The organism is Maribacter sp. C-4077 (assembly GCF_055378385.1).
Window position 1 is genome coordinate 3,721,644 of the sequence record NZ_AP038807.1, and the last position, 23,968, is coordinate 3,745,611.

23 protein-coding genes are annotated in these 23,968 nt (G+C 42.0%); 7 read left to right on the plus strand and 16 right to left on the minus strand.

The genetic code is table 11. The features are described from left to right. The first annotated feature begins 16 nt into the window (after positions 1 to 16). A complete protein-coding gene (locus ACZ41C_RS16120) occupies positions 17 to 862 on the plus strand; it encodes an aminotransferase class IV (RefSeq protein WP_464562908.1) in 846 nt (281 codons plus the stop codon). A gap of 407 nt (positions 863 to 1,269) precedes the next feature. Here the strand turns inward: ACZ41C_RS16120 and ACZ41C_RS16125 are convergent, their stop codons facing one another. From ACZ41C_RS16125 to ACZ41C_RS16145, 5 genes are all read right to left on the minus strand, one after another. Continuing rightward, complete coding sequence (locus tag ACZ41C_RS16125) at positions 1,270 to 1,830, minus strand: YqgE/AlgH family protein (protein ID WP_138258052.1); 561 nt, start codon at positions 1,828 to 1,830, stop codon at positions 1,270 to 1,272. Positions 1,831 to 1,941: 111 nt separating this feature from the next. Next, on the minus strand, positions 1,942 to 2,214 hold the full coding sequence (locus ACZ41C_RS16130; protein ID WP_138258053.1) for an HU family DNA-binding protein: 273 nt from the start codon (positions 2,212 to 2,214) through the stop codon (positions 1,942 to 1,944). Positions 2,215 to 2,390: 176 nt separating this feature from the next. After that, complete coding sequence (fmt, locus tag ACZ41C_RS16135; RefSeq protein WP_464562911.1) at positions 2,391 to 3,338, minus strand: methionyl-tRNA formyltransferase; 948 nt, start codon at positions 3,336 to 3,338, stop codon at positions 2,391 to 2,393. Then, positions 3,338 to 5,233, minus strand: coding sequence for a RecQ family ATP-dependent DNA helicase (locus ACZ41C_RS16140; RefSeq protein ID WP_464562913.1), 1,896 nt, complete (start codon positions 5,231 to 5,233; stop codon positions 3,338 to 3,340). The genes fmt and ACZ41C_RS16140 overlap by 1 nt, the downstream gene beginning before the upstream one ends. Then, a complete protein-coding gene (locus ACZ41C_RS16145; protein WP_464562915.1) occupies positions 5,234 to 5,794 on the minus strand; it encodes an AAA family ATPase in 561 nt (186 codons plus the stop codon). It lies immediately after the preceding gene. Positions 5,795 to 5,881: 87 nt separating this feature from the next. Between ACZ41C_RS16145 and ACZ41C_RS16150 the strand changes: the two genes are divergently transcribed. From ACZ41C_RS16150 to murA, 3 genes are all read left to right on the plus strand, one after another. Beyond that, a complete protein-coding gene (locus ACZ41C_RS16150; RefSeq protein ID WP_464562917.1) occupies positions 5,882 to 6,169 on the plus strand; it encodes a DUF493 family protein in 288 nt (95 codons plus the stop codon). A 194-nt stretch (positions 6,170 to 6,363) separates the two neighbouring features. Then, entirely contained in the window at positions 6,364 to 7,014 is a 651-nt protein-coding gene (locus ACZ41C_RS16155; RefSeq protein WP_138258058.1) for a DUF4290 domain-containing protein, read from the plus strand. Positions 7,015 to 7,029: 15 nt separating this feature from the next. Beyond that, a complete protein-coding gene (gene murA / locus ACZ41C_RS16160; RefSeq protein ID WP_464562920.1) occupies positions 7,030 to 8,337 on the plus strand; it encodes a UDP-N-acetylglucosamine 1-carboxyvinyltransferase in 1,308 nt (435 codons plus the stop codon). Between the two features lie 10 nt (positions 8,338 to 8,347). On the opposite strand, the gene ACZ41C_RS16165 is transcribed toward murA, so the two are convergent. The 5 genes from ACZ41C_RS16165 to ACZ41C_RS16185 are packed head-to-tail and all read right to left on the minus strand — an operon-like array spanning position 8,348 to position 11,925. Then, entirely contained in the window at positions 8,348 to 9,349 is a 1,002-nt protein-coding gene (locus ACZ41C_RS16165) for a pirin family protein (protein ID WP_464562922.1), read from the minus strand. A gap of 54 nt (positions 9,350 to 9,403) precedes the next feature. Beyond that, positions 9,404 to 9,808 carry a GNAT family N-acetyltransferase gene (locus tag ACZ41C_RS16170; protein ID WP_138258061.1) on the minus strand — a complete coding sequence of 135 codons (405 nt, stop codon included), beginning with the start codon at positions 9,806 to 9,808 and terminating at the stop codon, positions 9,404 to 9,406. Between the two features lie 41 nt (positions 9,809 to 9,849). Beyond that, positions 9,850 to 10,296: a VOC family protein gene (locus ACZ41C_RS16175; protein ID WP_138258062.1), complete on the minus strand. Its 447-nt coding sequence runs from the start codon at positions 10,294 to 10,296 to the stop codon at positions 9,850 to 9,852. A 19-nt stretch (positions 10,297 to 10,315) separates the two neighbouring features. Next, the gene (locus tag ACZ41C_RS16180) at positions 10,316 to 10,480 is read right to left on the minus strand and encodes a Lacal_2735 family protein (protein ID WP_138258063.1); all 165 of its coding nucleotides are present in this window, start codon (positions 10,478 to 10,480) and stop codon (positions 10,316 to 10,318) included. A 17-nt stretch (positions 10,481 to 10,497) separates the two neighbouring features. Next, positions 10,498 to 11,925 carry an amidohydrolase gene (locus ACZ41C_RS16185; RefSeq protein ID WP_138258064.1) on the minus strand — a complete coding sequence of 476 codons (1,428 nt, stop codon included), beginning with the start codon at positions 11,923 to 11,925 and terminating at the stop codon, positions 10,498 to 10,500. Between the two features lie 258 nt (positions 11,926 to 12,183). On the opposite strand from ACZ41C_RS16185, the gene ACZ41C_RS16190 reads away from it, so the two are divergent. After that, a complete protein-coding gene (locus ACZ41C_RS16190) occupies positions 12,184 to 13,242 on the plus strand; it encodes a DUF6340 family protein (RefSeq protein WP_464562926.1) in 1,059 nt (352 codons plus the stop codon). Here the strand turns inward: ACZ41C_RS16190 and ACZ41C_RS16195 are convergent, their stop codons facing one another. From ACZ41C_RS16195 to ACZ41C_RS16205, 3 genes are all read right to left on the minus strand, one after another. Continuing rightward, entirely contained in the window at positions 13,243 to 14,559 is a 1,317-nt protein-coding gene (locus ACZ41C_RS16195; protein WP_138258066.1) for a cryptochrome/photolyase family protein, read from the minus strand. It abuts the gene before it with no gap. Next, complete coding sequence (locus ACZ41C_RS16200; RefSeq protein ID WP_464562928.1) at positions 14,560 to 15,246, minus strand: SDR family NAD(P)-dependent oxidoreductase; 687 nt, start codon at positions 15,244 to 15,246, stop codon at positions 14,560 to 14,562. 183 nt (positions 15,247 to 15,429) lie between these two features. After that, positions 15,430 to 15,927, minus strand: coding sequence for an SRPBCC family protein (locus ACZ41C_RS16205; RefSeq protein WP_154919578.1), 498 nt, complete (start codon positions 15,925 to 15,927; stop codon positions 15,430 to 15,432). A 202-nt stretch (positions 15,928 to 16,129) separates the two neighbouring features. Between ACZ41C_RS16205 and ACZ41C_RS16210 the strand changes: the two genes are divergently transcribed. Together ACZ41C_RS16210 and ACZ41C_RS16215 are read left to right on the plus strand one after the other, a co-directional pair. Continuing rightward, the gene (locus tag ACZ41C_RS16210; RefSeq protein WP_464562931.1) at positions 16,130 to 17,314 is read left to right on the plus strand and encodes a T9SS type A sorting domain-containing protein; all 1,185 of its coding nucleotides are present in this window, start codon (positions 16,130 to 16,132) and stop codon (positions 17,312 to 17,314) included. A gap of 89 nt (positions 17,315 to 17,403) precedes the next feature. After that, the gene (locus tag ACZ41C_RS16215) at positions 17,404 to 18,246 is read left to right on the plus strand and encodes a DUF2911 domain-containing protein (protein WP_138258070.1); all 843 of its coding nucleotides are present in this window, start codon (positions 17,404 to 17,406) and stop codon (positions 18,244 to 18,246) included. Between the two features lie 146 nt (positions 18,247 to 18,392). Here ACZ41C_RS16215 and galK read toward each other — a convergent pair whose 3' ends face one another. The 3 genes from galK to ACZ41C_RS16230 form a co-directional block, all read right to left on the minus strand. Then, the gene (gene galK / locus ACZ41C_RS16220) at positions 18,393 to 19,550 is read right to left on the minus strand and encodes a galactokinase (RefSeq protein WP_464562933.1); all 1,158 of its coding nucleotides are present in this window, start codon (positions 19,548 to 19,550) and stop codon (positions 18,393 to 18,395) included. Positions 19,551 to 19,574: 24 nt separating this feature from the next. Continuing rightward, positions 19,575 to 21,308, minus strand: coding sequence for a sodium:solute symporter family protein (locus ACZ41C_RS16225; RefSeq protein ID WP_138258072.1), 1,734 nt, complete (start codon positions 21,306 to 21,308; stop codon positions 19,575 to 19,577). A 111-nt stretch (positions 21,309 to 21,419) separates the two neighbouring features. Next, positions 21,420 to 23,951, minus strand: a complete 2,532-nt coding sequence (locus ACZ41C_RS16230; RefSeq protein ID WP_464562935.1) for a PIG-L family deacetylase — start codon at positions 23,949 to 23,951, stop codon at positions 21,420 to 21,422. Positions 23,952 to 23,968 lie beyond the last annotated feature (17 nt).

Genomic DNA, 23,968 nt, shown 5'->3' on the forward strand with positions numbered 1-23,968 from the left:
GTAAAGGCCTTTTTTTATGGTAAATTTTAATGGGGAATTAGTTGGAAACGAACAAGGTTTTTTTAATCACCAAAACCGCGGTTTCAAGTATGGGGATGCTCTTTTTGAGACCATAAGGGAAGTTAACGGCCATATTTATTTTTTGGAGGAGCATTACCTTAGACTTATGGCTTCTATGCGGATTTTACGCATGGAAATCCCCATGAATTTTACCATGGAATTTTTTGAGGAAGAAATTCACAAGACCATAAGTCCCAATGAAACCTCACCTGCCCATAGGATTCGCTTTGCGGTTTACAGGAATGATGGGGGTTTATATACTCCACAGACTAATGATATTTCCTATGTGATTGAAGTAAGTGATCTCAATGCACCTTTCTATGTTCTGAACGAAGCTGTTTATGAAGTAGAACTCTTTAAGGATTTTTATTTGAATACCGACATGTTGTCAAACCTAAAGACGAACAATAAAATAATTCACGTAGTGGCGGGCATTTATGCAAAGGAGAACGATTATCAGAATTGTTTGTTGCTCAATAATGATAAGTCCGTCGTGGAAGCCATAAACGGGAATATCTTCGTAGTAATTGGAAATTTAGTCAAGACGCCCCCCTTGAAGGATGGGTGCTTGGACGGAATCATTCGAAAAAAAATACTTACCATGTTGAAGGATGATGAAGTTTTGGAAATCGTAGAGGAGAGTATATCGCCCTTTGAACTTCAAAAGGTAGATGAGCTTTTTATCACCAATACTATCCAAGGAATCGTTCCCGTAACAAAATACCGCAAAAAGGAGTATACATCGGCGATGGCCAAAAGGCTCGTTAAAAGATTGAATGCCCTTGCCCGATTGGCCGTTTAATCCGCATTATCCAAAAACAGGTACATCTTAGCTTTTATTGAAATAACTGGTCATTTATAGTAAAATAGGTTAGCCTTTAAGTATTTCGTTATCAATACCATGTCAAATAAAAATGGCTGCCGATTTACTGATTCATTTGCCTGATGCCTTCATCGCACAAATTTCAAGGAAACCAAGGTATTGATAAACTTTACTGCTTCTGCACGGAAAATGTAATGGGAGTAAGCTTTTGCTCATTTGGTAACCGCAACGTGTATATTAAATATGTTTAGAGTTATCAGGGGAATACCTTTTACAGAACATCATTTAAATACTTTGTACCTGTAATTCCATATTCAATTTTTGGTAGTTGATCTTCGCTAACTGCTAACTGCTAACTGCTAACTGCTAACTGTAATTGGAGTCCCTCAATTAAGACTAGGGTTTTCCGGTGCATTGGACCATAATAGATAGTCTCCACCTAGTTCCAGCATTTTTTCCTTCCAAAAAGCTCCAGAGGGTTTTTGTATAATCTGACTCCGATATTCATTCTTGACAACTATCCAAGACTTGGATGATAGCTCCTTGTCCAGTTGGAGAGAAGACCAACCTGAGTAGCCCAGAAAGAACCTTATATCGTCTTCGGAAATAATGTGGTTATTGATAAGATCTACGGTCTTATCAAAATCACCGCCCCAATAGATACCGTCCGAAATTTCAACGCTATTATCGATTAGATGGGGTACTTTATGAATAAAGTATAGATTGTCCTGCTCAACGGGTCCGCCATTGTATACTTGAAAGGGTTTGGAGATTTCGGTAACAAGATCACTTATTTGATATTCCAAAGGTTTATTGAGTATAAATCCTACGGACCCCTCTTCATTGTGCTCCGCAATAAGAACTACAGATCTATTGAAGGAAACGTCCCCTGTTAGAGACGGCTCAGCAATTAACAACTTACCCTTGTTTGGCTTTAAATGCACCATATTTAAACACCTGAATAATTCTAAAGTAAGACATTTCACATTAATTTTCCAAACTGGGAATAAAAAAAGGCACTTAATAAGTGCCTTTTCATATGATAATCTTGCAATTATTTAGTTAACTGCATCGCTTAGGTCAGAACCTGCCTTAAACTTAACAACGTTTTTAGCTGCGATTTGGATAGTTTTACCAGTAGATGGATTTCTACCTTCTCTTGCATTTCTTTTAGAAACGGACCAAGACCCGAAACCAACTAGAGAAACTCTATTGCCCTTTTTTAGAGCACCTTCAACATTTCCTAAGAAAGACTCCAATGACTTTTTAGCCGCTGCTTTAGTGATGCCCGCGTCTGCTGCCATTGCATCAATCAATTCTGTTTTGTTCATAATCTGATTAAATTAATTGTTGTTAAATAATTTTAAACCTATAACAAATTTATATGGATTTACGACCAACACAAGTAAAATGGGGGCAAATCCCTTATTTTGTTGATAACTCAAGAGGTTTGTTGATAAAGTAAGGCTTTTTTTACGTCTTCGGCTATCCCAATAATGACGGGGCTTCAGCCAATTTTGGCATTTTTTGATAGATTAAGGCCGTTCAACAGATCTGCTACCGTCATTTTTCGTTTCCCCTGTAGTTGTACTTCCCATAATTTCAGGAACCCATTTTTAACCGCAACCTTTAGCTCTTTTTTGTCGAACAGTAAACTCCCAAAATCCAAGGAATGGTCTGTTTTTTCCTTGGTGGCCTTATAGACTTTAATATCCAGTTGTTCCCCATCATTTGTTAGGGTGCTCCAAGCGGCGGGGTAGGGGCTCAATCCCCGAATCTTATTATAAATTTCATCCATGGGACGGCTCCAGTCGATTTTGCATGTATCCCTTTGGATTTTATGGGCCACTTTCAATTCGGCCGGATTTTCCTGTACAATAGCATCCATATTTCCTTGTGAAATCCTTTCCAAAGTTTCCATAACGGCATCGGCGCCCAATACCATCAAACGGTCATGTAAGGAACCAGCGTCCTCGTCCTTGTGAATTTCGGTTTCCTTTTGGAGGATGATAGCCCCTGTGTCTATTTTATCATCGATAAAAAACGTCGTGACCCCCGTTTTTGTTTCGCCATTGATAATGGCCCAGTTGATGGGGGCCGCGCCCCTATATTGGGGCAGCAGGGAGGCATGGAGGTTAAAAGTGCCAAATTCCGGCATTTGCCAAACAGCCTTTGGCAACATTCTAAAGGCAACGACCACTTGAAGGTTCGCGTTCAATGCCTTTAATTCTCCCAAAAAATCCTCGCTCTTGAGATTGGTCGGTTGTAAAATGGGCAGGCCCTTGTCCTGGGCGTATTTTTTTACTGCGGACTCGTTTAGTTTTCTTCCCCTTCCAGCAGGTCTGTCAGGGGCCGTAACCACACCTACTACTTTGTAACCGCCTTGAAAGATGGCATCCAAAATCCCCACGGCAAAATCTGGGGTTCCCATAAATACTATTCGTAATGCTTGCATTAGATGATTTTATATTCGTTTTTGGAGGTAAGCTCCACAATCCCGTCTTCCAAAAGTTCTTGTAATACCAGTAGGAGCAATTCTTGTTGGCAATGAAGCAAAGTTAGCAATGTTCTTGAGGAGGCATCCTGATTTTTCAGTAATACTATCGCTCTGTTCTTGAGTTCCAGAAGTTGAGTACCCTTAGGAGGAGCTCCTAGACATACGTCGCAGATTCCACAGGAAGCGGGGTTCTTTTCCCCAAAATAGGTTAGCAATTGCTTACTTCGGCATACATGGTCCGTTCCAATATAATTAAGCATGGCCGTTACCTGGGCCTGTTTCAATTGATTCTGTTCGTTGATAGTTTTCGCAAATCGATTTATGGTCTGCTCATCTTCCCTTGGTACCAAAAAGGTAATTTCAAGGTCACTATGGGAAGCATTGTATTCGATTATTTCATCCCGCGCCAAAATTTCGAGGTATTCCAGCACTTTCTTTTCGGGGAAACTTAATTTTTTGGCCAGGGTAAAGGTATTGATGACCGTATGGTTTTCAAAAATTCCGCCATAGGTTCGCAATATCAATTTTGTCAGGTCGTCTAAAAAAGCGTTTCTACCTAAATAGCCTAAAAGCAATTCTTTGGTGCATATAAAGAGTACACTGGACATACGGTTGAAAGATTCAGATAGTGCGATGACGGAGTTTCTATCCATAATCTTCAATACATTGTATGTTATCAAAGTATTTAACTGATAGGCATCACAGAATTCATTGAAATGTATTCGAAATGTTTCGTTACTCCCTTCCCCATAGGCGATTTGAAAATAGTTGTTCAGTTTTCTATAGATGTATTTTACCGTGGAGACATCGGGCAATACATCTAAAAATTGTTTTTTGGCAAGTTCTTGGTCGGTTTTATTTGTGATGAGGATTGCAGTGGCCTTTTCCCCATTACGTCCAGCCCTGCCTGCTTCCTGAAAATAATTTTCGATACAGTCCGGAACTTGATAATGAATCACAAGGGAAACATCGGCCTTATCGATACCCATGCCAAAAGCATTGGTGGCTACCATTACCTTTATCTCGTTCTGGAGCCATTTGTCCAATTTGTCCCTTTTGTCCTTTTCGGGAATTCCCCCGTGATAGAACGTCGACGAAATCCCATTTTGTAAAAGATAGTTACTGATATCCTCGGTAACCCTTCTCGAGCGTGTGTAAATTATTCCGCTACTTTTTAGTCGCTTGCAATAATACAAAAGTTGAAACCGCTTGTCTTCTTGGGTATCTACCCTAAAGGAAATATTATCCCGTACGAACGATTGTTTTTGAATCAGTGGATTCAACAATTCCAATTGCTTAACAATATCCGCTTCTACCCTTTGTGTGGCCGTAGCGGTCAAGGCCATCATAGGGACTTCTGGATGAAGCTCCCTTAGGATTTTACATTGTAGGTACGCCGGACGAAAATCGTGGCCCCATTGCGAAATACAGTGGGCCTCATCGACCACCAAAAAATTGACGTTCATCTGACGGATGCGGTCCTGTACCATTTCCTGCTCCAAACGTTCAGGAGACATGTATAGAAATTTGTAGTCTCCATAGACACAATTGTCCAGAAGATCATTAATCTCCTCAAAACGCATCTTGCCGGTCATGCCAATGGCTTTTATACCCATGCTTTTTAATTGCGAAACCTGGTTTTGAATTAAGGAGATTAGAGGGGAAATTACGATACAGATACCCTCGGTGGCCATGCTGGGAACTTGAAAGCAAACCGACTTCCCACCACCTGTGGGCAATAATGCCAATACATCCCTACCATTGAGGGCCGCTTTAATAATTTCTTCCTGAGAGCCCTTAAAATGTGGGTAGCCCCAATATTCTTTGAGTACTTTATGTGGATCTAAGCTCACTTATATGATTATCCTTTTCACTATAAAATTCAAACGCTCCGCTACAGTTCCAAATGGTACTTCCTCGATGTCGTAACCCAAAGATCGGTAGGTCTCTTCCAGATGAATATGTAGGTCTACAGCCTGGGAATAGCTTTCCAATCGCTCATTGTCCTGTACATAGATTTCTTCCCAAGGAGGGAGAATGAACACTTGGTCATATCTATATTGCTTACAAATCTCCTTGAACTCCACATCGTATGCTTGTCCAAAATAGTCCATATAGGCCAAAACATCGGGGGTGCCCCGGTCGTAAAAAAGTACATCATTTTTTAGGTTTCCGGCCTCTTGGAACTGTGCCAATCTACCTTTTAAAAGTGTATGGTTAAATGCCAAAGAATCGTCCACAAATTCAATGGGGTTGCTCAAAACCGAATCTGACCTTTGCGATTTTTTGGCCTCCAGGGTCATGGTACGAATGATTTCATGAAAGCAGTAATATCCACTATCTTCCAAAGATTTAATTACCGAAGTCTTTCCGGTGCCGGGGGCACCGGTTATCACAATCCTCTTAAAGTCCAAATACTGTAGATTTACCCTGTAAATTTACGCAAACGCTAGGTTTTAAAAAACTAATCATTTACCCGTATCTTTGTAAAAAATAATATAATGGCAGAAAATAATTCTGATGCGTTTTATAGTAAATTAAGGGAACAGTTATCGGCGACTAGCACATGGCCCTCAAATTACTTGTACAAATTCATTGTTTTATCTGATCAGGAAAAAATCAATAGCATACACAAGATTTTTGACAATATGGGTGCCGTCATCGAATCAAAAAAATCCAAAAACGGAAAGTACACCAGTGTTTCGATTACCGTCAACCTAAAGAATCCGGACCAGGTCATTGAGAAATATAAGGAAGTAGGGGCTATAGATGGGGTGATTTCCCTGTAGAATCAATGGTTCCAAATTTCTAGGGGTATTTAAGGAGATACAAGTGTGAGGGATTATTCTTTGGATTTCGGGCAAACTTCAATAAGTTAAATTTCGATTATGTGGTAAAATAGTATTTCCGCCATAATTTTATTACTTTGCAGACGTTAAAAAGAAGACTTCTTCGTAACATTTTTTAAGATAAATTTTCCAATTTGGATTTAGTAAACAACCTCGAATACAATACAGAGCGTCCCCAATTGATCATCCCTGAATACGGTAGGCATTTTCAAAAAATGGTGGACTATGCCGTTTCCATAAAAGATGATGCGGAACGTAACCGTGTGGCAAAGTCCATTATCAGCGTTATGGGCAACTTGCAGCCCCACTTGCGCGACGTGCCTGATTTTCAGCACAAATTGTGGGATCAGCTATTTATCATGTCCGACTTTAAACTCGACGTGGAATCACCTTTCCCAATAACCTCTAAGGAGATGTTGCAAAAGCGTCCAGAACCTTTGGAATATCCCCAGAACTATCCTAAATACAGATTTTACGGGAACAACATCAAACGAATGATCGACGTTGCCGTACAATGGGAAAAAGGTGACAAGCGCTCCGGCCTGGAGTATGCCATTGCCAATCACATGAAGAAATGCTATCTCAACTGGAACAAGGAAGTTGTGGACGATACCGCAATTTTCAACCATTTGTACGAGCTGAGCAATGGTGAAATAGATTTGGCCGCCAAAGGCGAAAATCTTACCGATAGCGGACAATTCCTTAAAAACAAGGTTGCCAAAACCCCAAGGCCAAGTTCCGGTAAAAAGAATAGAAACAATAATCGCGGTAAAAAACGCTACTAAACTTCCATTTCCTAGATGGGAACATTTAAGATTGAAGGCGGACATTCACTTTCCGGTGAAATAACGCCACAAGGTGCAAAGAACGAGGCATTGCAAATTCTGTGTGCCGTACTTTTGACATCGGAAAAAGTTACAATAAACAACATCCCGGACATCGTTGATGTGAACAAACTGATATCCCTTTTGGAAGATCTTGGTGTAAAGATTCAGAAAAGAGGAAAGGGTTCCTACACGTTCAAGGCCGATGATATCAATTTAGATTATCTACAATCCGATCAGTTCAAACAGGACGGGCGAGGACTTAGGGGTTCCATTATGTTGGTTGGACCATTATTGGCCCGGTTCGGAAAAGGATATATTCCAAAACCTGGAGGGGATAAAATAGGTCGTAGGCGTTTGGATACCCATTTTGAAGGCTTCATAAAGCTCGGTGCCAAGTTTAGATATAACAAGGAGGAATATTTCTATGGGGTTGAGGCAAAAGAGTTGAAAGGTACCTATATGTTGCTTGATGAAGCTTCGGTTACCGGCACCGCCAACATCCTAATGGCAGCGGTATTGGCGAAAGGTCAAACCACCATATACAATGCGGCATGCGAGCCTTATTTACAACAGTTGTGTAAAATGCTCATTCGGATGGGTGCCAAGATTTCGGGAGTCGGGTCCAACTTGTTGGTCATTGATGGTGTGGAATCCTTGGGGGGAACGGAACATACCATGTTGCCCGATATGATCGAGATCGGAAGCTGGATCGGCTTGGCAGCCATGACTCGAAGTGAATTGACCATAAAAAATGTAAGTTGGGACGATTTGGGACAAATACCCACGGTTTTCAGAAAACTGGGGATACAATTGGAACGGAGAGGAGATGATATCTTTATTCCGAAACATACCAACGGATATGAAATTCAAAATTACATTGATGGGTCGATATTGACCATTGCCGATGCGCCTTGGCCCGGGTTGACTCCAGACCTTCTTAGTATTATTTTGGTAGTAGCCACTCAGGCGAAAGGGGAAGTCATCATTCACCAAAAAATGTTCGAAAGCCGACTGTTCTTTGTGGACAAACTATTGGATATGGGTGCCAAGATAATTCTTTGCGACCCGCATCGTGCTGCCGTCATGGGGCACAATTTTAAGTCGACATTGAAAGCGACCACGATGACCTCACCCGATATACGTGCTGGTGTATCCTTACTGATCGCTGCCTTATCCGCAAAGGGTACCTCAACTATCCACAATATTGAACAGATCGATAGGGGCTATGAGAATATCGATGTACGATTGAAAGCTATCGGGGCAAAAATAGACAGGATTTAATTGGGGATAACTATTTTTCAATTACAGTTCCATCCGGATATTTCGCGAACCTACCTTTTTCGGCATCATGAACATTATCGGGATAGGGCCATGGCCATCCACCAAATTGGGTCAATCTAAACTGTGAGAAAGCTTTTTGAAGTTCTTCCTGTGTGGTCATTACAAAGGGACCTTGTTGGGCAACGGGCTCGTTGATAGGGGCCCCCTGCAGCACCAATAGCTTGGCAACTTTTGAACCTGCTTTTAGGTTGATATCCGCTTCAGGATTCACATCCATACCAAAGTTTTTGGGGATTGTTTCGGTCTCAATGCTAATTTCGTCCCCTTCATAAAAATAAATACTTCGGTTAATGCCTTTCTCTGCCTTTGGAAGACGGATTTCTCCGTTGGCCTCAATAACGATACTCCAAATAGCTACTTTATTTTCAGGCTCCGATGCCCAAGAATCCGGCGGTGGTGCAAGCGCCGTAATATCATTAAAGTTCCCGGCAATTACGGTAACCGTAGCTTTTTCCCTTATTATTATAGGGATATCCTCATGCCAGAGCATCTTAAAATAGGGATCGGCAAACTTGGACTTTTTTGGTAGGTTCAACCAAATTTGAAATAGTTCCAAGGTGTTTTCCTTATCGCTATGCAATAGCGGAAACATTTCGCAATGTTGCACACCGCTTCCTGCGGTCATCCATTGAGTGTCGCCCAAGCCAAATCTTCCTGCTGCACCTAAGGAGTCGGAATGATCGCAAAAACCTTGGTTAACAACTGTTACCGTCTCGAATCCAACATGTGGATGTGCGGGGAATCCGGGAATGGTTTGACCATGATACATACGCCAGTCCTGGTGGGGGTCAAAATCCCCGCCCAAAGGTCTTCCTTTCAGTAGTTCTGGATTTGGACCTAAATCTGGTGTACCTTCAGGAAAATGATCTAAGTGGTGTACACAGAATAAAAATGGGTCCTGGGTCTGCCATTGAAAACCGAGAGGAAACTTTCGTATTATAGTTTTGCTCATTAAAATGATTTTTAGTTCAAGATAGCTACGTAAAATTACGCTACCAGATTATCTTCACAAAATTCGCTCCATCACTAGGTAGGATACTCCTTCCTTTGAAAAGCTATTTTTTGTTTTAATCAGTTCAAAATTTTCATAAAAGTCGGTTTTGTCCAGTCGGGCATTGCACCAAATTTTTTGTACCTTTTTTTGAAGACAAATGGCGATTATATGGTCGATAAGCGCCGAAGCATATCCTTTTTTTTGGTATCCATGTAATGTTGCAAGCTTTCTAAATTGGGCCGAATCATCCGCTATAAAAAGGGAAATACAGCTCACCAATTTATCTTCAACGAAAATTCCGTAATGTGCTCCGGAGGTATCTTTCTCCAGCTTTACGAATTCGATTGGATGGTTGGGCCACATAACCTGATGCCTGATCGGCCAAGTGTTTTCGGGCGATATCCCTTTTATTTCCAACCCAAAACAGTTTTGGTCATTATAAAGATGAGCATGACTTTTTAATGAACGGCCGTATTGATTTCCACCCAATTATTTTCAGGATCTTGCACATAAATTTGTCGGACTCCATCGGCCCGCAAGGTAACGGCGTTTGGTTTACCTGGCCAGTCCGAGTATGGAACGTTCTTTTCTTCCAAATGGGCAATAAATTCATCCAGTTTCTGTGTGGCCAAACAAAGATGGACACTTTTGTTGTGCTTCATAGGTACGCTGTCCTTTCCGATCAAATGCAATTGCGAGTTCCCATGGATTACAAACCAACGAAATCCGGAAGTGGCTGAAGGATGGGGAATTTCCTTAAGTTTTAGAATGTTCTTATAGAATTTTCCCGTTTTTTCCAAGTCCTTCACAATGAGCGAATAATGGTCGTACTTAAAATCGAAGCCCGTTTCTGATTCTTCCTGGGCCTTTAGCGAATATTGAAGAAAAAAGAAACAAAGGACCATTAATGTTGGTCTTTTAACTTCATTCCAAGGCATCCAGTTTTTTCTGGATTTCGTCCGCTTTTGCATATTTTTCATCACTTGCTTTTCTGTTAATGGTCGATAGTTCAAAAGCCTCTTTCATGAGCTTTTGATATTCTACAGTCAATTTTTCCTTTTCTGTTTTTCTTTTAAATAATCCGAACATAGCAATCTTATTTTTTCTTAATTTTTTCCAATAGGTGGTGGCCCATCAATCATGGGCTCGTACACCTCATTTCCTTTTCTGGTCTTGAACTCTTCCTTCACGGCCTCCACCATTTTTGGGTTTTCAAAAAGGTCCAACATGGTCATACCCATCGCTTTGGCCGCATGCACCATTCCTTTATGGCCAATGGACATACCGCCGCAGGCCACAACGGCCCAAGAATGCCAGGGTGTATCTTTTGGCGCTACGGTAACTCCCAAATTAATGTTGGGTACATTCCAGCTCACGTCGCCTACATCCGTGGAACCGCCACCCGGATTCTCTTCCGTTTCCTTAAGCGGGTATACCTTACCGTCCATTCCAACTTCGGGTTTTCCCGTCGCTTTTTGGATGGCCCTTCCAAAAGCTTCCTCCTCTTCCGTATAGGTAATAGGGCCCAATAGCTCCAGGTTGGACTGCATGATTTCACCACCGGTCCTATTGACCAAGGTTTCATAAATACCGGAGACCAATGAAATTTTATAGTCTACATCCGCCATGATGGCAGCACCTTCCGCCATGGCCTTTACGCGTTCGTAGGTAGGCAACATTTTGGACCTCTTTGGGTCGCGAACCCGTACCCAAAGCTTTGCATAGTCCGGGACCACATTTACTACCTGTCCGCCATCTTGTATGTGATAGTGAATACGTGAAGTTGGCAAAATATGCTCCCTGTAGTAGTTGATGCCGGTGGTATACAGCTCCAGGGCATCGGAGGCACTTTTGCCGTTCCAGGGGTCCGCGGATGCATGCGCTGTCTGTCCGTAGAACTCAACGATGAAATCGATTAGGGAAAGGCCCGTTTGTACATCGGCCTCAATACCTGCGGAAGGATGCCAGCTCACATTTACGTCCACATCGTCCCAAAGTCCGGCCTCAACCATCCACACTTTAGCAAAATACTTTTCTTCTGCTGGTGTGCCCAAAAACTTGACGGTCCCCTGTATTTTTCCAGCTTCCATTAATTCCTTTATGGCAATGGCGGCCCCTAAACTTGCCGTGCCGAACATATTGTGGCCGCAACCGTGGCCCGCCGCTCCTTCTTTTAAAGGCGATTTTTCCGGGCTCGCCTTTTGAGAGATTCCGGGTAGGGCATCAAATTCACCCAAAATACTAATAACCGGTTTGCCGGAACCGTATGTGGCCGTAAAGGCAGTGGGGATATTGGCAACGCCCCGGGTTACAGTCAGTCCATTTTTTTCGGCATAGTCAGCAAGGATTCGGGAAGATTCCGTCTCTTCAAAGGCTGTTTCTGCCAACGCCCAAATGGAGTCGCTGATTTTGATAAGTTGCTCCTTATGATTTTCAACGGAAGCAATGACCGCTTTTTTGTCCTTACTCATTTTTTGGCCCTGAACAACGTTAATCAGACCGAAGCAGCATGCTAGTACTAGGAATTTTTTCATTTTTATCGGTTTACTTGGTATGGATTATTTAGTGTTTCTAAATATAAATTGAAAGAATGATTTCATTGTAGCGTAAATATAAGGTTTTAAAAGGTCTGAAGGAAGCGCCTACAATATAGGCTTGTTCAAATTTTTATGTTCTTAGAACAGATAATCCAAGACTTCTAAGTTCTTGACGTTTTTTACATACTTCCTGAAATACTTAACAGTAAAGTTTTTCGTTATAAATCAACCAATTATATCCTTAAATCCGATAGCATGAAGAACATTTTAAACATATTCCTAATTGCCGGAATCATTCTAATGAACGTTTCCTGTAGTTCTACCAATAGATTGACCATGGGAGTGACGCAGGCTCCAAGGATTGCCATTCCGGCCCATGTGACCAAGATTGGTATCCTCAACAGGAGTATTCCATCGGAAGAAAACAATAAACTGGATAAACTGGATAAGGTCTTGTCCCTTGAAGGAAAGGATTTGGACAAAGAAGGCGCAGAATATGCCATTCAGGGGCTTCTGGATGCATTGAAGAGGGACAGCAGATTTGAAGTGGTCAGGATAATCGAAGATGTTGAGGGATCGCGCAAAGGTTTGGGTGTTTTTCCAGCTGCCTTGCCTACGGATTTTGTAGCGCAAATTTGTCAGGAGAACGAGGTGGACATTTTATTTTCCTTGGAGTTTTATGATACGGATACAACGCCCAGTTATGAATTAACCACCGTAAGTATACCTAACAACGTAGGTATTAACATAGGGATTCCAGGTCATAGGTTAACCTTAAATACATTAATTGAAAATGGCTGGAGGATTTACGATCCCGTTACAAAAACAATTTTGGACGAATATATTTTTAATGACTTCCTTACATCGGTGGGAGAGGGCGTCAATCCGGCAAAGGCGTTTGAAGCCATAGCGGGAAGAAAGGAAGGCGTTTTGCAAATAAGTAACACCATTGGCATGGATTACGCGCTCTTGACAAGGCCCATTAACGTGCGAGTAGCACGGAATTATTTTGTACGCGGCACCAACAATTTTAAAATCGCGATGCGAAGGGCCAGAACTGGCAATTGGGATGGAGCGGCCGATTTATGGGCTACGGAACTTGATAACAGAAAATCCAAAATTGCCGGAAGGGCCCATTACAATATGGCCATCATCAATGAAATCAATGGTGATTTGGAAAGGGCCTTGGAGTTTGCATCCGCTGCGTATTCCGATTATGATACTAGACTGGCCCTGCAATATGTCAATATCCTGAGAAGAAGATTGGCGGAACAACAGGAGTTGGAAGCCACATTTGAGCAGCTTTCAAGATAATCAATTGTTAAGTGCCTCTTTATAGGTTTCCAAGCAGCGCTCTCTGGCCATTTTATGATCTACCATTTTATCTGGATAATTCAGTTCCTGTAATTCCGGTACCCATTTGTTGATATACTCTTTTTGCTTGTCGAATTTATCCACTTGGGTCATTGGATTGAATATCCTAAAATACGGGGCCGCGTCAACACCGCTACCGGCCGCCCACTGCCAGTTGCCTACGTTGGCACTCATGTCATAATCCAAGAGCTTTTCGGCAAAATAGGCCTCTCCCCAGCGCCAATCGATCAATAAATGTTTGCACAGGAAACTAGCGACGAGCATTCGCACCCGATTATGCATATAGCCGGTCGAATTTAGTTCACGCATTCCGGCATCTACAAGGGCATAACCCGTTTGTCCCTTTTTCCATTTCTCGAATTCTTCCTCCTTGTTGCGCCATTCGATTCGGTCATATTTTGGTTTAAAGGCCTTGTCTTTGGTATGAGGAAAATGCCAAAGGATTTGCATAAAAAATTCGCGCCAAATCAATTCGCTCCAAAAAACCTCATTATCCTCGTTGATGGCCTTTTTCATCATTTTCCGTATTGATGCCGTTCCAAACCTTAAATGCGGTCCTAATCTAGAAGTACCATTTTCTTTTGCCGGATAGTTTCGGGTATCCTCGTAATTATTGATTAGGGTAGGGGTGACAGTAAAATCCGGCACCTCTATGTCCGATTTTTTAAACCCTAAATCGCTCAACGTAAGGTTGGGAAGCCTCGTGTTTTCGATTAGATTATCCAAATAACTATTCGTATAATGGATTTGTAGATGTTTATCCTTGTCAAAGGTTTCCTTCCATTTGTTCTTATAGGGTGTATACACCACGTAAGGATCGCCATCGTCCTTCATAACTTCGGAGGTCTCAAAAATAACTTGGTCCTTAAAGGTCTTGAAGGCTATATCCTGGCTCGCCAAAAGCTCCTCGATTTCCCCATCACGGTCCCTCGCATACGGCTCATAGTCCCTATTCGTGTACACGCTTCCAATATTGTACATCTCTATCAATTCCTCGAAAATCGATTTTGGCGTTCCGGAATATATGGCCAATGAGCTGTTCCAGTCATCTTGTAGTTCTTTCCTCATTTTCTGCAAGGTTTCAAAAATGAAGGTTACCCTAGCATCGTCTTCGGGCAGTTTGGAAAGAATATGGGTATCGAAAATGAAAATGGGCAGTACTTTGTGGTCCGACTTCAATGCGGCCAAAAAGCCTACATTATCATCCAGCCGTAAATCCCTTCGGAACCAAAAAATAGTGACGTTCTTTTTGGACATTTAACTAAGGTTTAGTGTAGAGATTCCTCCATCAACTCCAATGACCTGTCCCGTCATCCAAGAGCTTTTATCGCTTAGAAGAAAGGAAACTATATTCCCTATGTCTTCTGGTTTTCCAACTCTTTTCAATGGATGTCTTTCCCCCATGGATTCCCTTTTTTTGTCGTTGTTGAGCAGTCTGCTGGCCAGAGGAGTATCTATCAATGAAGGTGCCACGACGTTCACCCTTACTTTTGGCGCATATTCAGCGGCCAAGGATTTGGCAAAGCCTTCTATGGCACCTTTTGCCGCCGCAACGCTGGTGTGGAAGGGCATTCCATTGGAGACAGCTACCGTACTGAAAAATACCATGCTTGAATCATCCTTCATCTTGGGTATAATGTCCTTTACAACCCGAATCAAACCAAAGAAATTGATTTCCATATCGTTTTCAAAGGTTTCCAAACTCATCATCTTAAAAGGTTTCAGGTTGATACTTCCAGGGCAATACACAAAACCATCCAAATTGGGAATATCGTCCATATTTAATACATCTTCCGTGGCATCGAACTGAATATGGTTAATATTTTTATCGGATTCCGGGAGTTCCGTTCTGGATGCTACCAAAAGATTATGAGTTTCCTTTAATTGGTCTACTACATCCAAACCAATTCCATGAGATCCACCTATCAATAATATTGTTTTCATCTGTTTATTTTTATTGTTTTTCGTAGGTCAGGTGTAATTCGCCAATGACCATCTCGTTATGTATCAAGACTTGTTATGGCTCATTTCATATGTTTAAAATTAGGTCAATAACTTGATTCTTAAACATTTCCTTTTCTAGAGTTATGTAATTCACTATAACAAATCCCTTGATACGGGTTTCATTTATATAGATTTAAATTCAACGGTGTTTTGTTTATCTAGCATACTACCAAAAAGTGAGGTCAATTTTTGCTCTCGATGCATAAATATTTGCTTTAATTGCTTTTTTACCAGAAATGGGTGCGACATCCGGCCCAAAATCCCAAAGGGCAATTTATAATCAATGATATCTTCCATTAAAACACCACCGGGTATTTCGCTGATGAAGTGTTTGTGATGCCACAATTTGTAGGGTCCAAAACGTTGCTCGTCCACAAAATAGCTTCCGGCCTGCACATGGGTTATCTCCGTTACCCACTTGGTGGAGTACCCTGGAAAAGGTTTCACGATATACTGGATAATTTGGCCGGGAAACATTTTCCTATCAGCGCCATCCAGAATATCAAAACCCATATGTTCTGGTGTAATTACCTTTAGGTTCGCAGGATTCGATAGAAACTGCCAAGCCTCTGATTGACTTATGGGCAAATATTGTTTTGACTTAAGCTGATAAAGTTTCATACAATCCTTTTAACAAATATACCTAATTTTTGTTTAACAAATATTGAATTAAGTTAAACAAAATATAAAGTCTTAGCATTTATCTATGCAAGAGGATATGAATTTTCACCGATGAATCTGAATCTTTGATAGTTTAAATAAGTGCACGTAAGCTGCTTACCAAAAGGATTTTGTATTTTCCCTTTGCAATGTGAGTTTTGCCATGAAATATTTTACAGTTTTGTTGGTATTATTTACGTCCGTGCTTACGGCGCAACAAACGATTTCTGAAGTTGGCGGTTTGAATGCCGAAATCAACGAATCATCCGGATTACTTTTTTTTAATGACCGATTGATAACCCATAACGATTCTGGGAACGAGCCAATTCTGTATGAGATGGATACCACTTCCTTGGCCATAACCAGACGCATAACAATTACCAATGCCCAAAATACGGACTGGGAGGCATTGACACAGGATGCCAATTATATCTATATCGGGGATTTTGGGAACAATGTTGGAACGAGAACGGATTTGGTGATTTACCGAATTGCGAAGTCGGACTATCTAGTGTACGACCAGGTACAGGCCGAAAGAATCGAATTCACATATGAGGACCAAACGGATTTTACCAATAACGGAAGTTCCGATTGGGATGCGGAAGCTTTCATCGCTTTGGATGATGCGTTGGTTGTCTTTACGAAGCAATGGCAAAGTCTGGGATCTGTCGCATATTCCATTCCAAAGACCATCGGTAGCCATGTCGCTACGAACATCGGTTCATTAAACGAGGTGGGCTTGGTGACGGACGCCGTTTATGATAGTGCAAGAACCGAATTGTATTTACTGGGATATTCAACCATTCTAATGCCGTTTTTAATCAAATTCGAGAATTCCATCGGTACGAACATCTTCAATGGAAGTTTTAGCAGCTACGATTTAGGACTGTCCTTTGTACAAACCGAAGGTATCGCCCAAATAAGTGCCAACCAATTCCTCTTTACTTCTGAATTTTTTTCACGACAAACACCTTCCATCACCAGTGCCGCAAGACTGTTTAAATTTACATTTGTCGATTCCGAGGTTCCCGATGAACCGGAAACCCCTGAGGAACCGGAAACCCCCGAAGAACCTGAAACCCCCGAAGAACCCATAGAAATTGACGAGGACGAAACGATACTTATATATAAGGATCTAAATATAGGTTCGTTCGTTTATGAAATTCAAACCTCCAATACGGTTTTTGGAAGTGCCATTTTTGATGCAGGCGGGAGGCTCGTTTGGAACTCCGGGAATGAAGTAGATACATCGGGTTCAATATCCAACACAATTAACGGACCCGGGATTTTCTATTTTGCAGCCTATCTAAATACGGGTACCCTTTCCGTACCTTTTGCCATTTACTAGCACTTGTATCCCGCTTATTTAATACTTTCTTAACAAATGGGATTTTGGTTTATACCTAGTTTTGTTAAAACTAAATAAATCAATTAACTATGAACAAAGTAATACTCTTTTTATTGGCCATTGTGGCATCATTATCCCTTGAGGCCCAAATCAATACTCCGGCCCCAAGTCCCGCTTCCAAATTGGTTCAAATGGTTGGATTGACGGAGGTAGTGGTGAATTATTCCAGGCCTTCCATGCGTGGAAGAAAAGTTTTTGGCGATTTGGTACCTTATGGCAAATTGTGGAGAACGGGTGCCAATGCCTACACAACAATTTCGTTTGATACGGACGTAACCATTGCAGGTAGCGAGGTAAAAGCGGGAACCTATTCCATCTTTACAAAGCCAGGTCAAAAGGAGTGGGAAGTGTTTTTCTACACGGATACCAATGGAGGTGGCGTACCCAGTAATTGGGAAGAGAGCAAAATTGTTGCCACGGCGACCGTACCTGTGTATCCTATTGAAATGCCCATTGAAACTTTTACCATCACCATAGATGACCTTACTACAACAGGTGCCAATTTGGGTATTATGTGGGAGCAGGTCTATGTAGGCGTTCCCATAGAGGTTCCAACCGATGCTACCGTAATGAAAAATATTGATAGAATCATGTCCGGACCAGGAGCTGGGGATTACTATGCTGCTGCGGTTTATTATTTAAGTGAGGGCAAGGACATAAATAAGGCCAAGGAATGGATGGATACCGCCATGAACATGACGGAGAATCCTGCATATTGGCAATTAAGACAGCAATCCTTGATCTTGGCGAAGGCCGGGGATAAAAAAGGAGCCATAGAAGCTGCAAAAAAATCATTGGCAAAAGCGAAAGAGGCCGGTAATGCCGATTATGTAAAAATGAACGAGGATTCCTTAAAGGAATGGGGAGCCTAAGAATATTTTTGTCTTTGTAAAAGGCCCGTAATGCATGTAGCTTGCGGGCTTTTTTATTGGTAACGAAAGAGACTTTATTCCAATAGATTCGCTTAATTTGAAAATTCCATCCGTATGGACATCCAGTGGGCTTACTTCTTGGCAGCTTAATCTAGCACATGGACCCCATCCCCAATTTCCAACGGATAGGTTTCACATTCAATGTTGGTCTCTTTACGATAGGCACTTTTTATTTCGGACAGACAGGATTCAACTTTGTCCGTTTTAAGTAGGTTTATGGTGCACCCGCCAAATCCACCTCCCATCATTCTGGAACCCACTACGCCGTCCAATTTCTCACCTGTTTTTACCAGAAAATCAAGTTCGGGAGTCGTTATTTCAAATTCCCGAGACATGGCCCAATGGCCTTGTAAAAGTAGATTACCTACTTCTTGGGTGTCACCGGCTTTTAGGGCAGCTATCATATTTAAAACCCTTTCGTTTTCCTCTAGAATATATTTTGCCCTTTTGTAATCCGTAGGGCTTACCTCCATTTTTATTTTTTCCAAATGTTCTAGGGTAACATCCCTTAAAGAAGCTGCGGGATGAATATTTTCATTGACCTTGGAAACGACCGTTTCACAAGAAATTCTCCGTTTGTTGTATTCGGAGTCTACAGCAAGGTTGTGTTTTATATTCGAATTGATAAGTACCCAGCTGTAACCACTTAAATTAATCGGTACAAACTCATGGGTCAAATCCCTGCAATCCAAAAACAGCGCATTGTTCCTTTTTCCAAAAAGAACGGCATATTGGTCCATCAATCCGCAGTTAAGTCCAATCCTATGTTCCGCGGCCTGTGCTATGAGGGCATTCTCTTCCCTGTTAATGGAAAGGCCTAAAATTTCCGAAACGCCAAAAATGAAACCACAACAAAGGGCGGCGGAGGAAGATAGTCCGGCTCCTATTGGAATATCTCCTCCAAATACACAATCGAAACCTTTTAATGAATATCCTTTGGATACCATGATTTCCAAAATGGCCTTGAAGTAATTTCCCCAAAAGGCCTGGTAAGGTTTAGGATTTCCCTTTAGGTCGAATTCGATTTTTTCGGCATCCGTCAGAAAAGTTTCTATGTGAATGGACGAACTCCCATTTTTTTGAATGGCAAAATAAATTCCTTTTTCAATGGAAGCGGGTAGTACAACCCCCATATTATAATCTGTATGTTCCCCAATCAAATTGATTCTTCCGGGAGCCTTTACCAGGATCGATTCCCTTTGATATTTTGAAATAAACGAACGCTTGATATCGTGGGCAATCATGGAAATTAGGATAGTTGATTGGTTTTATGCTTCTGTTGGAGGCTTGCTCAACATTCTGTCAAAGGCTTCGAAAATAATGGCCGTAATTATGACCAGGGCAGCCCCAATAAAGTTTAACCATAGGTACCCTAGCTTTTCTTCTCCAGAAGGATAAATATGGATTAGGTTGTAATATATGATGCAGATAATTATCTGGGTAATGATGGCGGCAAAAAACACTGCATTTCCCTTTACGAACTTGAAGAAAAAAGCCAAGAGAAATATGCCAAGTACATTTCCGTAAAAAATACTACCTATAATGTTCACTAGTTGAATTAGATTATCAAAAAGATTGGCAATACAGGCAATCAAAATGGCGATGACACCCCAGGCAAGAGTAAAACCTTTGGAAGCAAGTAAGTAGTGTTTTTCCGTAAAGCTTCCTTTTTTATTACGTTTATACAAATCTAGAGCCGTAATGGTTCCCAAGGCGTTCAGTTCCGATGCCGTAGAGGACATGGCGGCCGAGAGAATTACCGCCAATAAAAGACCGATCAATCCCTTTGGCAGGTTGTTCAGAATAAAGTGAATGAAGACATAATCCTTATCATTGGTTTCGATGGAATCATCTGCTTGTGAAATCAGGGCTTTTGCGGCAACCCTGTTTGTGCTATCTTTTTGATTGATCCGAATGATTTGTTGTTTCGCTTCCTGAACGGCCGTGTATTCCTTAATATCGAGGGCGGTCGAAAACTGATTTTGGGCGATACGCTTTTCAGCTTCCAAGGCAACCTGTCCTTCCTGAAGGATTTTATAATCCTCGGCATAGTCAGACTCCATCACGGCCGTTGTCGCCGCCGGATTAAAATTCAAGGGCGAAGGATTGTATTGATAAAAGACAAAGACCATCACCCCGACCAATAGAATGAAAAATTGCATGGGGATTTTAAATATGGCATTGAAGACCAATCCCAGTTGACTCTCCCTGATGGATTTTCCGGATAAATAGCGTTGTACCTGGCTCTGATCTGTACCAAAATAGGCAAGGGCCAAAAAGAGACCGCCCGTGATACCGCTCCAAAAGGTATACCTACTCTTGGTATTCAGACTAAAATCAAGGATATCCAATTTATTGCTCGCGCCGGCTATTTTTAGGGCCTTGGAAAAAGTAATGTCCGAAGGAAGAAATCCTAATATAAAGAAAAAGGCCACGAACATGCCCGTCATGATGATGAACATTTGCTGCTTTTGGGTAACACTGACCGCTTTGGTCCCACCCGAAACCGTGTAAATGATTACCAAGGTACCTATGATAATATTGAGGGTGCCCAAGTCCCAACCCAAAACGGCCGAAAGGATAATCGAAGGTGCAAAAATGGTGATTCCCGCGGCAAGGCCCCGCTGAATCAAAAATAGGATGGCCGCCAAGGAACGGGTTTTTAAATCGAACCGTCCTTCCAAAAATTCATAGGCAGTATATACCTTCATGCGATGATAAATGGGAACGAACACCAAACAGATGATAATCATGGCCAGTGGTAGGCCAAAATAAAACTGTACGAAACCCATACCATCGTGAAATGCTTGACCGGGCGTGGACAGAAACGTTATGGCACTTGCCTGTGTGGCCATAACCGAGAGTCCAATGGTCCACCATTGCGCCTCGTTTCCACCTTTTACATAATCGTCAACGTTCGCACTTCCCTTGGTTTTCCATACCCCATAGGTTACAATGAATAATAGGGTACCAGCAAGAATCGTCCAGTCCAGTGCGCCCATTTTAATTGTATGAAGTCATTATAAGATAAAAAACGATAATGTAAACAAGATTAAGAATCAGAACCAGGGAATACTCACGTTTCCAACTTTTATGTTCATCTTTTTCCTGACTCATCCTTTGATCTGTTCCTTTTTTGACAGGTTATCCTTACCCACGGATAGCATGTTCGAAAATAATTTATAGGCTCCTGGAACACCCGCGGGAAGTTCCCTGAAAAAGCTTAATCCTGTGTAAATATAGTGACCTTCTCCGTAAGGAGCTATCAATAAACTTCCTTTTGTGGCTCTTTCCCCTTCATCTTTCATTTCCAGGATGGGTGTAAATTCCTTGCTCCAGCTATCCGGAAAATAAAGACCGCGTTCCTGAACCCATCCATTAAAATCATTGGAGGAGATTTTATTGGGATAATTTACCAATTCATGGTCTTGGGCGATTATTTTAACCTCGGAATTTTCATTGGTCACCCGGTCACGGGAAATCTGAAGATCATACGGGGCGATATTTTCAAATTGGTCCGCCCATCTGCCCGCCGTGTTGTACTGGACGATTACGGTACCCCCGTTTTTTGCGTATTCCAGAATATATCGTTGCTTAAAGCTCAATTCATTTACCACATTATAGGCCCTGATACCCAGGACTACGGCGTCGTATTTACCCAAGGAATTTTCGTCTATGTCCGTAGGATTTATAATATGCACTGTATACCCAATTTGTTCCAGACTGGTGGGGACATCATCCCCGGCGCCCATGATATAACCAATATGCTGACCAGCTTTTTGAATATCCAGTCTAACGACTTTTGCCTCGGAGGGCATCAACACGGTCTGAGTAGGTATATGATCGTAGGCGATGGTTACCAGTTCCTTTGAAATGTTTTCGCCGTCTATGGATACTATAGAAGTTAAATACGTTTCATTTTCGGTAGTGGGAGGGGTCAGTGTAAATACCAGCGTCTGCTCGTCGCCCTTCTTCTCAATGGAAAATGGTTGGGTAGCCGAATCGAGAATCCAGCCGTCGCCAATTTCCAAACGTACTTTACCCGATACATGGTCCTTATGGGCCTTTACGGTAACCGGAATCTGTTTTGGCGTTCCGTCCGAAAATATAAGAACTTTGTCCTTCAACATGGACGTTGCCTTTGGCACGATTTCAAAAGGCTGATATATTTCCCCTTTGTCCGGTCTTCCGTATTTATAGGATACATTTTTTGTTATCGGGATATTGACACCGTCAAAAAGTAGATTAAAAGTCGCTTTGAAGGCCCTAGGGGTTTCAGATTTTCCTATTAATTCCGAATCGGTCACTGTATAGGTTCCCAATGTTCCCTTTTCCATAAGCCAATAGGGACTTGTATAGTTTGTAGTGTTGGGAATGGTGATCTTCAGTTGTTTTTTGAACAGCTCGTTGTACTTCAAATCCGTCGATTCAATTAAAAGTTTTTCTCCATTTACCGATACCGATTCCAGAACGATGTCGGCATTGCTTCTGTTGACCGCCTCCAAATTGAGTTCTATGGATTCCCCCGGGTTGGAAAAGGCCTGGGTGGTAAATGCTTCCAAATGAAGCCCCGCCACATCCTCGATGATTGCCTTTAGTTCTTTTGATTTTAGTTCCCTCCAATGGTCATCGTTTATTTTTTGAAGCAGCTGATAGGCCTTTACCAAATCCGATAAATGAACGGAAGGATCCTTAAAATTAAATTCGGACTCAACCTTGTCCAGAATGGCTCCTATTTCCTTACCATCGGCCACCCGGGTCCACGTGGTATTGATACCTTCAAACAAATCCGACTTATTCTTAGGTAAGTCGCCTTTTAGGAGTTCAAGATATTCTTCTTCGGTGCCACGGGAGCTCAATCTTCCAAAACCTTGGCAAAGGTGCTGGCTACTGGCCAAGGAAGCAATTTCATTATTGGACATGCCCAACATAGGATAATAGGTTCCTATATCCACATTCAATAGTTTGGACTTGTCCGCCTGTTCAAACTTTTCTTGGCTACCATAAAACCACCAGGATGTGTTAAAGAACAAACGTTTGGGTTGCCAGGTGTCGGTGTTTTCCAATCGGTCCGAAAATGCCTTGGGGTCATTGGCCAAATCAAAAGCTTCCATACTTAGCATGGCCGATGAAGTATGGTGCCCATGTGTGGTTCCCGGACTTCTATGGTCAAACCGGTTAACGATGACATCGGGCTTGAATTTGCGAATGGCCGTAACCACGTCACCTAGAATCAGTTCCTTGTCCCAGATTTCCAATGTTTCCTTCGGATTTTTTGAATATCCAAAATCAACGGCCCTTGTAAACAACTGTTCGCCTCCGTCCACTCTTCTTGCGGCCAAAAGTTCCTGTGTCCTCAGTACGCCCAGCAATTCCCTAAGCTCCGGACCGATCAAATTCTGGCCGCCATCGCCCCTTGTTAAGGAAAGGTAGCCTGTCCTGGCGTGGACATGGTTGGAAAGGTAGGAGATAAGCCTGGTGTTTTCATCGTCTGGGTGTGCCGCAATGTATAGTGCCGTGCCTAAAAAATTCAGTTTTTGAATCTCATGGAAAATATCGGCGGGGGAATGGTTTTTTGGTGTCTGGGCAAAGGATGGGCCAATAAAAAGGAGGCCCATGAGTAAAAATATGGTGATACGGCGCATTAAATTGGTTTTTGGTC